Raw genomic sequence first — 10,939 nt, 5'->3', positions numbered from 1 at the left:
CGCGCCACCTCCATACTAACGGCCTACGCAAAACCGATGGGCACGGCCGGTCTTCTTCACTAGTATCCGCGCGATTTCAAAACAGAACACTGCTGGGAGTTAACAGATGAAATCAGCACTTTTGGCCGCTGTCGCAACGTCGGCTCTGTTGCTGGCCGCGCCGGCCTCCGCGCAAGGCGTCAAGATCGGCATCCTGAACGATCAGTCCGGCGTCTACGCCGATTACGGCGGCAAGTATTCGGTCGAAGCGGCCAAGATGGCGATCGAGGATTTTGGCGGCGAGGTGCTCGGCCAGAAGGTCGAGATGGTCACCGCCGATCACCAGAACAAGCCCGATCTGGCGACGTCGATCGCCCGGCGCTGGTATGACGCCGATGGTGTCGACATGATCACGGAATTGACGACGTCGTCGGTGGCGCTCGCCGTGCAGGACCTGTCGAAGGAAAAGAAGAAGATCGACATCGTGGTCGGCGCGGCCACGTCGAGCATCACCGGGTCTGCGTGCTCGCCCTATGGTTTCCACTGGGCGTTCGACACCCACGCGCTCGCGGTAGGCACCGGCGGCGCGCTGACCAAGGCCGGCGGCGACAGCTGGTTCTTCCTCACGGCTGACTACGCGTTCGGCTACGCACTGGAAAAGGACACCAGCGAGATCGTCACCGCCAATGGCGGCAAGGTGCTGGGCTCGGTCCGCGTGCCGCTCAACTCGTCGGACTTCTCGTCCTTCCTGCTCCAGGCGCAGAGCTCGAAGGCGAAGATCGTCGGTCTCGCCAATGCCGGCCAGGACACCACCAACTCGATCAAGCAGGCGGCCGAATTCGGCATCGTGCAGGGTGGCCAGAAGCTCGCCGGCCTGCTGATGACGCTCGCCGAGGTGCATGGTCTGGGCTTGCAGGCGGCGCAGGGCCTGGTGCTGACCGAAGGCTTTTACTGGGATCATGACGACACCACGCGCGCGTTCTCCGAGCGCTTCTTCAAGCGCACCGGGCGGATGCCGAGCATGATCCACGCCGGTACCTATTCGGCGACGTTGAGCTATCTGAAGGCGGTGAAGGCCGCCGGCACCAAGGACGCCGAAGCCGTCGCCAAGAAGCTGAAGGAGTTGCCGGTCGACGACGCCTTTGCCAAGGGCAAAGTGCTTGAGAACGGCCGCATGGTCCACGACATGTATCTGTTCGAGGTCAAGAAGCCCTCGGAATCGAAGAAGCCGTGGGATTATTACAAGGAGATCGCGACCGTCCCCGGCGACAAGGCGTTCTTCACCGCCAAGGAAAGCGGGTGCCCGCTGACGAAGTGAGGCGATAAGCCAACGCTAGCGCCACACCCTTGCTGTCGTCCCGGCGCACGCCGGGACCCATAACCCCAGGGAGGAGTGTGGCGCGAGTTGGTAACTCCGAGTCTTCGCCAAATATCTCCCTGTGGGTACGGGTCCCGGATCGGCGCTCCGCTTCGCTGCGCTTGTCCGGGACGACGGCGGAATCCGTAGAGACCGCTGCCTCACACCAGCCGCAACACCACCGCGCCCAGCGCCCCCACCCACAGTGCAAGCGCCGCGAGCGCCTGGATCAGAAATCCCGGGCCGCGCTTCGCCGCCGCCTTCGAATATCCGATGAAGTACACCACGCGGCCGATGATCCAGACCGCGCCGAGCGCGGCTGCGATGGTATCGCCGATATAGACCGCGGACAGCCAGAGCGACGGCAGGACAATCGGCATCCATTCCAGTGTGTTGGCCTGGATGCGAAAGGCGCGCTCGAAATCCGGATGGCCCGATGTCGCCGGCACCTTGATGCCCGTCCTCGAACGTGCTCGCGAGACGTTGATGGTGACGAAGAGATAGAATGCAATCGCCAGCAGCGTGACGAGGGCGGTGAGATGATACATCGAAGCCTCCGGCAGTCAGATGCAGCTCAATAGCCGGTCAGCTCGAGATAGCCAACGCCGTCATGCGTGCCAGCGAAGCTGATCGGTCCTTCCCAATAGGAGAAGCCGGTCCCCATCCAGGCTTTTGGATTGAGCGGCTTGCAGGCAATCGAGAAGGACCGTGACGGGATCGCGATCTGCCATTCCACCGGCAGCTTGCGTCCCGCAACTTCGGCTCTGACCTTCGGAACCATCTGGATGTCGCTGCCCGCAATCATCTGCGTCTCGCCTGAGGCGCTGATCCAGTTGCCGAACGGATAATCCTTGCCGTCCTTCTGGCGCAGCCGGTACAGCATCAGCTTGTCGCCGGAGGCGAGATGCAGCGACAGCCAGTCCCAACCGGTCTGGTCGGTGTCGAGCGGCTGGCTGCTCCATTCCCGATCCATCCAGGCCTGGCCGGATACATCGACCGGCTTGTCGTCGATGGTGAGCGTGCCGCGGGCGCGGTAGAACGGCTGGCTGTAATAATAGGACGCTTGCCCGCGTTCCGACTTGCGGCTGTAGCCGCCGTCGCCTTGCAAGACGACGGGGCGATCCGATTCAAGCGTGAGCGCGTAGCTGAAATCGGTGCCGGATGCCTTCAGCGTTATCGGCGCCAGGGTACGATCGTCGGTGCGCTCAGAACCCTTCATCTCCCAATCGTCGATCCATGCCGCGAATGGTTTCGCTTCGACGTTGGCCTGCCCGATGCCGCCGCGGGAAAACAGCTCGTTGAAGCGGTGGGTGTCGGCACGCGTCACCGCGGCATGTGCCATCCAGATCTGCTGATTGGCCCAGCCCTCGGCTTGCGGTCCCGGCTTTGCGGCCTGGCGAAACAGCGTCCATTGCAGCCCGCAAGCCGCGCCACTGCTGTCGACGAGGTTCGCCGTGAGATACCACCACTCGATCCGAAATGCCGGATGTGGCCCGTGATCGGCCGGGAAGGTGAATGCCTTTCCCGGCGTGACATTCGCAAAGCCGTCGGCGGTCTCGCCGAGCCCGGCATAGCCTTGCGCATGTGCGCGACGCGCGAGGGCGAGCGCGGCGACGCCGCCGGCAAAGGCGCGTCGCGAAAGTTTGTCAGCGCTCATTGGCAAACACCTTGACGAGGCTTGCCGGCTGCATCCGCGCCAGCCGCAACACCGGCAGCAGCGCCGCGAGCAGCGAGGCGATCAGCGCGACCGCGACCAGCTCGACCAGTTGCAGCGGGAAGACATGGAACGGCAGCCGCCACCCGAACGCCTTCACGTTCACGATCGCGATCAGGCACCACGCCACCAGCAGGCCGAGCGGCACGGCCAGCAGCGAGGTGAACAGCGCCACCGACAGCGTCTTGGTCAGCTCGACCGCGGCAAGGCGCGGCCGCGTGATGCCGATCGCCCAGAGCGGGGCAAGCTGCGGCAGGCGCGAGTTCGCCAGCGTCAGCAGGCTGGTCAACAGCGCGATGCCGGCGACGCCGAGCGTGAAGGCATTCAGCGCCGATGTCACCGCAAAGGTGCGGTTGAAGATGCGGATCGATTCCGCCTTCACCGTCGCTTGGTCGGCCACGGCGCGGTCGTCGAGCGCGAACTGCTTCTGCAAGGCTGTGATCAGGCCGGGAATGTTATCGCGGGGAACAATGAGCCCGATCCGCGTTTGCGGCGTTTGCGGAAACTGTCGGATCAGCGCCGCCACATTCACCGCAAGCTGGCCCTTGGGATTGCCGTAATCAGCATAGATGCCGACGATGTCGAGCTCCCAGGTCCCGCCCGGCGCCGGCACCTCGATGACATCGCCGACGCGGACGTTGAGGCGGCGGCTGAGCTGCTCGCTGATGAAGGCGGCATTGCCCGGCACGAGCTGCGTCCAGGCGCGCGGCGCGGTCTCCAGCAGCGGCCAGCGCTCGCGATAGAGCGCGTGATCGGGCAGGCCGAGCAATTCCACCGGCTGGCCCGCGACTAGCGTCTCCGCGCGCCCGCCCGACAGGATCGCCAAAACCTCGCTGCGATCCTTCAGCCAGTTGCGGATCGCCACGCCTTGCGCATTGTCGGCCGCGCTGATGTAGACGTCGGCGGCAAGCCGTCCATCGAGCCAGCCGACGAAGGTGCGGCTGAACGTTTCCACCATGGTGGAGACCCCGACATTGACGGCCAGCGCGAGCAGCAGCGCCATCAGCGCCAGCGACAATCCCGACAGCTGCTGCCGGCTGTCCGCCCAGAACCACAGCGCCAGCGGACCGCGCGCAAAACGCTGGCCCGCGAGCAGCAGGATCTCGAGGAAGGCAGGCAGGATCAGCGCCGCGCCAAGCATCAGCGCCGCCAGCAGGCCGAAGCCCGCGATCAGCGATTGCCCGTATTGGAGCAGCAACAGTGCGACCGCGAATACGGCACAGGCGGCGACGCTTTGCAGGATCAGCCAGCGGCGCTGTCGCTGCTGCCAGGCATGCGGCTGCGCGGTCGCCAGCACCGGCATCCTGATCGCCTTGATCAGGCTGGTCGCGGCCGCCACGATCGCACCGGCCACGCTGATGCCGATGCCGGCAAGCCACCATTCGGGCCGGAGCGTGAGCTGCCCGGGGATTTGTGCGCCATAGAGCCCGCGTAGCGACGCCGCCACGTCGGGCAACAGCGCCGCCGCGATGAAATAGCCGCAGACGAGTCCGATCAGGCCGGCGACCAGCGCCAGTGCCACCAGCTCGATCACCAGCACGCTGTTGACCAGTCGCGCCGAGGCGCCGCAGGCGCGCAAGGTCCGCAGCATCGGCAGTCGCTGCTCGAAGGCAAGGCCGACGGCCGAATTGACGATGAAGAGGCCGACGAAGAAGGACAGCAGGCCGAAGGCGGTGAGGTTGAGATGGAAACTGTCGGTCAGTCGCTCCAGCTCGGTCTCCGCGGTCGGCTCTATCAGCTGCAATTGGTCGCCAATGATGCCTGCAAGTGGCGCGGGCTTGCCCTTCGCCTTGCCGATCAAGAGGCGTGAGACCTGATCCGGCTTGTTCAGCAGAAGCTGCGCCACGCCGATATCGACCACCAGCACGTCGGGCACGAGCTGCGGCAGCACATGCAGCGGCGGCAGCTTTGCGCCGCTGCTGATCGCGGGCGTCGCGCCGTCCTGCTCATGCAAATCGCCCAGCGTTTCCTGCGCCACCAGCGTCTGGCCGGGCGCGGCAACGAAGCTGCCGAGATCGGCCGCGCCGAGGCGCGGCGCGTTGCCGACGTCGGCCGGCAGCGTCACCGGCTCGATGCCGAGCAGCCGCACCGAGCGTCCATTGATCTGAACGCGGCCTTCCAGCACCGGCGAGACCGGCCAGCCCGCGCGGCGGAGCTTGATGAACAGCTCTTGCGGAAACGTCGCCGCGTTAGGTGCCACCAGCATCGCGGTGCGGACACCGCCGAACGTCGCGGCCGCGCGGTCATAGGCGCTGCGGGCCTGCTGGTTGATCGCCTGGACGCCGCTCCACAGCGCTGTCGCCGCGATCAGGCCGATCAGCAGCGTTGCGAACTGCATCCGGTGTCGCCGCCAATGGCTGAGCAGTACGGCGAGCACCCACAGCGCGCGTCTCATGCGATCCGTCCCGCGTGGAGGACGATGTGACGGTCGAGCGTGCCGGCCAGATGCAGGCTGTGCGTCACCATCAGGAAGCCGCAGCCGGTGCGCGCGACGAGGTCGCGCGTCAGCGCCAGCACGTCGTCGGCGGTGGCTTCATCGAGATTGCCGGTGGGCTCGTCCGCGAGCAGCAGCGATGGTTTCGTCGCCAGCGCTCGGCCGATCGCGACCCGCTGCTGCTGTCCGCCTGATAATTGCTCTGGATAACGCTTGAGCAGGCTGCCGAGCCCGAGCCGTTCGGTCAGCTCCCTGGTCCAGGCCGCATCGTGCCGGCCGGCGATCCGCGCCTGAAAGGCGAGGTTGTCGGCGACCGACAGGCTCGGGATCAGGTTGAACTGCTGAAAAACCAGGCCGATCCGGTCTCGCCGCAGCTCGGCGCGGCCGGCATCGGAGAGCTTCGTGACCTCGGTGTCCTCCAGGCGGATCGTGCCGCCATCGGCGGCATCCAGCCCGGCGATCAGGTGCAGCAGCGTGCTCTTGCCGCTGCCGGACTCGCCGGTCAGCGCGACGCGCTCGCCGGCCTTGAGGTCGAGATCGACGCCGCGCAGCACATGGACCGGCTCTGCGGCCGAGGAGAAGGTTTTGGAGAGGTTTCGGATGCTCAGCAAGATCAATGCGCCGGACGGAATTAACTCCATGCTGCGTAGCACACTTACTGTGGAAATGCCGGGGTTGCGTTGCCGTTCAAGCCGTTGTTAGCTCACGAGACGGCCGGATCAAAAGTGCCGAAAAAGACATACGGGGAGAATGATGAGCGCTCAGGGAATGCCGTCCGCGGCGGCCAAGACGGCAGGGGTAACTAAGGAAACGCCGAAGGGCGCCTGGACCGTCACTTTTCTCCTCTTCCTCTTCATGGTGGTGAACTTCGCGGACAAGATCGTCGTCGGCCTCGCCGGCGTCCCGATCATGACCGATCTGAAGCTCGAGCCTGCGCAATTCGGCATGCTTGGCTCCTCGTTCTTCATCCTGTTCTCGGTCTCGGCGATCGTGGTCGGCTTCATCGTCAACAAGGTGCCGACGCGCTGGGTGCTGCTGACGCTGGCGGTGATCTGGGCGCTGGCGCAGTTTCCGATGGTCGGCACCGTCTCCTTCACCACGCTGCTGATCTGCCGCATCGTGCTTGGCGCTGGCGAAGGCCCGGCCTTTTCGGTCGCCGCGCACGCGATCTACAAATGGTTCCCGGATGAGAAGCGCACGCTGCCGACCGCGATCCTGTCGCAGGGCTCGGCCTTCGGCGTCATCCTCGCCGTGCCGGCGCTGAACTGGGTCATCGTCAATCACTCCTGGCACTATGCCTTCGGCGCGCTCGGTGTCGTCGGCCTGATCTGGGTCTGTGCCTGGCTGGCGCTCGGCAAGGAGGGCCCGCTCGAGGACACGAAGGCGCTCGCGGCCAATGAGCCGAAAATTCCCTACATCCAGCTGCTGACCTCGCGCACTTTCCTGGGCTGCGTGATCGCGACCTTCGGCGCCTATTGGGCGCTGTCGCTCGGGCTGACCTGGTTCACCGCGTTCATCATCACCGGTCTCGGCTTCTCGCAGGAGCAGGCCGGCTACATCTCGATCCTGCCCTGGGTGTTCGGCGCCACCATCGTCATCCTGACGGGCTGGATCTCGCAGGTCATGATGGCGCGCGGCTACTCCACGCGCATCTCGCGCGGTGTGCTCGGCTCGGTGCCGCTGATCATCGGCGGCCTGATCCTGGCGACGATGCCGCATGTTCAGGGCGCTGGCCTGCAGATCGCGCTGCTCGTCGTCGGCTCGGGTCTCTGCGGTGCGATCTACGTGGTCTGCCCGCCGATGCTCGGCGAATTCACCCCGGCCTCGCAGCGCGGCGCCATCATCGCGATCTACGGGGCGCTCTACACCCTCTCCGGCATCATCGCACCGATGGTGATGGGCACCGTGATCCAGCGCGCCGGCAGCATGCTGAACGGCTACATGACCGGCTTCACCATCAACGCAGTGGTGATGGTCGGCTCCGGCGTCATCGGCCTGCTGCTGCTCTGGCCGAACACGGAGAAGGCCCGCCTGATCCGTGGCGCGGCGCCGCGCGAGGCCGGGCTGAAGGGCGCGGTCTCGCCGACGTAAGCGACGGGCAAGCAGCCCGCTCCAATCACAGCTGTCGTCCCGGGGCGCGCGTAGCGCGAGCCCGGGACCCATAACCACAGGGAGTGGTTTGGCGCGAGGCTGGCAACTCCGAGTCTTCGCAAAACGATTGCTGCGGCGTATGGGTCCCGGCCTTCGCCGGGACGACAGCAGAGATTGAGGCGCGACCCTCGCGCCTCGTACTCCGCCTAATTCACCCCCTGCGCACCCCGGATCAGCTTCCCCGGCCGGCGTCCCGTCGCCTCGCCGTGCCGCCGCGTCACCACGCCCGACACGATCGTGGCCTCATAGCCATCCACATCCTGCAACAGCCGACGGCCGCCGACCGGCAGATCGTAGTGCACCTTCGGCGGATGCAGATGCAGCCGGTCGTAGTCGATCACGTTGACGTCGGCTTTGTACCCGGGCGCGATCAAGCCGCGATCGGTCAGCCCGACCGACAGCGCGGTCTTGCGTGACTGCGCCGCGACCACGAACGGGATCGTCAGCTTTTCGCCGCGTTTGCGATCACGCGTCCAGTGCGTCAGCAGATAGGTCGGGAAGCTGGCGTCGCAGATGATGCCGCAATGCGCGCCGCCGTCGGAGAGGCCGGGCACGGACTGCGGATCGATCAGCATCTCGCGCGTCGCGTCCAGATTGCCGTCGGCATAGTTGAGGAATGGCACGTAGAGCATGCCGCGGCCCTCGTCCGACAGCATCGCGTCATAAGCGAGCTCTTCCGGCTGCCGGCCCTGCTTGCGCGCCTGCGGGCCCAGTGCGTTCTCCGGCGGCTGTTCATAATCCGGGGGATCGCCGAGCAGGAACATCTTGTCGTAGTTCGGACGGAAGAACAGCGGATCGTCGGTCGACGTCGCCGTCTCGCTCAAAATCGCCTTGCGCACCTCGCTCTGATGCAGCCGCGCCAACCTCTCCCCGAGCGGCAGATGCGCGATCGCTTGGTAGCTCGGATGGGTCTGGAACGGGTTGCGCGACAGCTCGAGCCCGAGCAGGAGGCCAACCGGGCGCGCCGCGATCTGCGCGGTGATGGAGAGGCCGCGCTTGGCCGCCGCATTGATCTCGTCCAGCGTCTGGCGCCAGCGGTTGGGCGACTTGTCGTTCTGGGTGATCGAGAACGAGATCGGGCACCTTGTGCTGTCCGCCACCCGCAGCATCATCGGCAGATCTTCGTGGATGGTGGAGAGATCCAGCACGAATTGCAGCACGCTGCGGCCCTGGCTGTGCATCGCGCCGGCAATTGCGGTGAGCTCGTCTTCGCCGGCCTTCAAGGTGGGCGTGAAATCGCCGGTCGAGGTGCGGTGGTTGAGCGTGCGCGAGGTCGAGAAGCCGAGCGCGCCGGAGCGCACCGCTTCGCCCGCGAGCTTCGCCATCGCAGCGTTGTCTTCCGCCGTCGAGGGATCGCGGCGTGCGCCACGCTCGCCCATGACATAGACCCGCAGCGCCGCATGCGGCAGCTGCGCGCCGACGTCGATGTCGAAATCGCGCTTCGACAGCCAGTCCATGTAATCCGGAAAGCTTTCCCACGCCCAGGGAATGCCGGCGCTCAGCACGGGCTCCGGAATGTCCTCGACGCCTTCCATCAGTTGGATCAGGCGGACGTGATCGGCCGGCTTGCACGGCGCAAAACCGACGCCGCAATTGCCCATGATCGCGGTGGTGACGCCGTTCTGCGACGACGGCGTGATGTCCTGGCTCCAGGTGACCTGGCCGTCATAATGGGTGTGCACGTCGACGAAGCCCGGCGTCACCAGCTTGCCGCGCGCATCGATCTCCTCGCGGCCCTTGGCCGAGACCTTGCCGACCTCGCTGATCTTGCCGCCGGTGATGGCGACGTCAGCCTCGAACAGCTCGCCGCCACGCCCGTCCGCGACGGTGCCGCCGCGGATCACGAGATCAGGGGTGCTCATGGTGCTTCTTCCCGTCTTGTTGTTTTGCTTGTCGTCCCGGCCTAGTGCGCAATTGCGCACGGGGGCCGGGACGACAACTTAATTCGCAGCTCAAGCCTTGGCTTGCGTCTTCCGTTCGGTGAACGGCGACAGCACGACTGTTGCGATCATGAACATCACGGAGGCGCCGAACACCCAGTGCGGTGCGCTCTGGTCCATGATCCAGCCGAACAGCAGCGGGCTGATGATGCCGCCGAGATTGAAACCGGTCGAGACGATGCCGAAGGCGCGGCCCGCTGCACCGGGAGGCGCGGCGTTGCGCACCAGCATGTCCCGCGACGGCGCGATCACGCCGGAGAGAAAACCTGCGGTCGCCATCGTGGCGGTCAAGGCCCAGCCCGGCAGCGTGACCAGCGCGATCAGCAGCACGATGGCCGCATTCGCGGCAAAGCAGGCAGCGGCGACATAGCCGTGGCGCTCGGTGCGGTCGGCGAGGAAACCGCCCGCGAGCACGCCCGCGGCGCCAAAGCCGAGGAACGCGGTCAGCGCGACATTGGCGACGGAATAGGTTGCGCCATAGCCGCTCATCAGCGCCACCACGCCGAAATTGTTGATGCCGGCCACCGACAGGCTGAGCAGCATGAACAGTGCGGTCAGCGTGATCAGCGCCGGCGTGATGACGGCCTGCTTCGGCATGTCAGCGTTGCCCGGCTTGCTCTTGTGCGCGCCGGCATCGGGAATGTTCATGGCGACCAGCAGCAGCGCCACCAGCACGCCGATCGCGCCCGATGCGATCAACGCGCCGACGCCGCCGGATACGGTGATCAGCGCGGCGACGATCGCCGGCGCAACGGCGCCACCGAAATAGCCGGCAAAGGTGTGGATCGAGAAGGCGCGGCCCATCCGCGCCTCGTCCATGTGCTCGGCGAGGATCGCATAATCGGCGGGATGGTAGACGCTGTTGGCGAGCCCGAGCAGCACGGCGCAGGCGATCAGCGAGGCGTAGCTCAGATGCAGGCCGAGCATGATCAGTGCGAGCCCGCCGAGCGTCAGTCCGCCAAGCAGGATTTTTCGCGCGCCAAAATGGTCGACGAGATAGCCGGTCGGCGCCTGCGTCAGCCCGGAGACGACGGCGGACACGGTCAGCGCGAAGCCGAGCTCGACATAGCCGACGCCAAGCTGCCCTTTGAGGAACGGGAACAGCATCGGCAGGACCAGCAGATGGAAATGGCTGACCCAATGCGCGATCGAAATCCCGGTCAGCGTGCGCAGCGCGCTGTCCGCCTTGCCTTGTTGCGGTGCGGCGAGAACGTCGACCATTGCAGTTCCGATTCAGTCTCAGGAAGCGCGCAAACTATCGGGGACACCGGTTATTTGTCCATGAACGCAGGCGCATGGCAGGTAGTGCGGGTGGGGCTTCGTCCCGGCTGTCGTCCCTGCGAACGCAGGGACCCATAACCCCA

Annotated in this window: 8 protein-coding genes; 2 read left to right on the top strand and 6 right to left on the bottom strand. The window is 65.8% G+C overall.

Translation table 11 applies throughout. The annotated features are described in order from the left end of the window. Nucleotides 1-106 precede the first annotated feature (106 nt). The gene (locus tag QA645_RS42580; RefSeq protein WP_283047124.1) at nucleotides 107-1,297 is read left to right on the top strand and encodes an ABC transporter substrate-binding protein; all 1,191 of its coding nucleotides are present in this window, start codon (nucleotides 107-109) and stop codon (nucleotides 1,295-1,297) included. 200 nt (nucleotides 1,298-1,497) lie between these two features. On the opposite strand, the gene QA645_RS42575 is transcribed toward QA645_RS42580, so the two are convergent. From QA645_RS42575 to QA645_RS42560, 4 genes are read right to left on the bottom strand one after another with little or no spacing between them, the layout of a single operon-like run. Next, the gene (locus QA645_RS42575) at nucleotides 1,498-1,884 is read right to left on the bottom strand and encodes an MAPEG family protein (RefSeq protein ID WP_283047122.1); all 387 of its coding nucleotides are present in this window, start codon (nucleotides 1,882-1,884) and stop codon (nucleotides 1,498-1,500) included. Nucleotides 1,885-1,910: 26 nt separating this feature from the next. After that, nucleotides 1,911-2,993: a lipocalin-like domain-containing protein gene (locus QA645_RS42570; RefSeq protein WP_283047120.1), complete on the bottom strand. Its 1,083-nt coding sequence runs from the start codon at nucleotides 2,991-2,993 to the stop codon at nucleotides 1,911-1,913. Continuing rightward, nucleotides 2,983-5,445 carry an ABC transporter permease gene (locus tag QA645_RS42565; RefSeq protein ID WP_283047119.1) on the bottom strand — a complete coding sequence of 821 codons (2,463 nt, stop codon included), beginning with the start codon at nucleotides 5,443-5,445 and terminating at the stop codon, nucleotides 2,983-2,985. The genes QA645_RS42570 and QA645_RS42565 overlap by 11 nt, the downstream gene beginning before the upstream one ends. Further along, nucleotides 5,442-6,095 (bottom strand): ABC transporter ATP-binding protein, encoded by a 654-nt coding sequence (locus QA645_RS42560; protein ID WP_254196018.1) that lies wholly within the window; start codon nucleotides 6,093-6,095, stop codon nucleotides 5,442-5,444. The genes QA645_RS42565 and QA645_RS42560 overlap by 4 nt, the downstream gene beginning before the upstream one ends. A gap of 142 nt (nucleotides 6,096-6,237) precedes the next feature. On the opposite strand from QA645_RS42560, the gene QA645_RS42555 reads away from it, so the two are divergent. Continuing rightward, on the top strand, nucleotides 6,238-7,575 hold the full coding sequence (locus tag QA645_RS42555; protein ID WP_283047116.1) for an MFS transporter: 1,338 nt from the start codon (nucleotides 6,238-6,240) through the stop codon (nucleotides 7,573-7,575). 206 nt (nucleotides 7,576-7,781) lie between these two features. Here the strand turns inward: QA645_RS42555 and QA645_RS42550 are convergent, their stop codons facing one another. After that, nucleotides 7,782-9,497 carry an amidohydrolase family protein gene (locus tag QA645_RS42550; protein WP_283047114.1) on the bottom strand — a complete coding sequence of 572 codons (1,716 nt, stop codon included), beginning with the start codon at nucleotides 9,495-9,497 and terminating at the stop codon, nucleotides 7,782-7,784. A gap of 90 nt (nucleotides 9,498-9,587) precedes the next feature. Next, on the bottom strand, nucleotides 9,588-10,796 hold the full coding sequence (locus QA645_RS42545; RefSeq protein WP_283047112.1) for an MFS transporter: 1,209 nt from the start codon (nucleotides 10,794-10,796) through the stop codon (nucleotides 9,588-9,590). Nucleotides 10,797-10,939 lie beyond the last annotated feature (143 nt).

It is taken from the genome of Bradyrhizobium sp. CIAT3101 (genome assembly GCF_029714945.1).
Taxonomy (GTDB): Bacteria; Pseudomonadota; Alphaproteobacteria; order Rhizobiales; family Xanthobacteraceae; genus Bradyrhizobium.
Note: the sequence above shows the minus strand (reverse complement) of the source record. Positions and strands in the feature narration are given on the sequence as shown.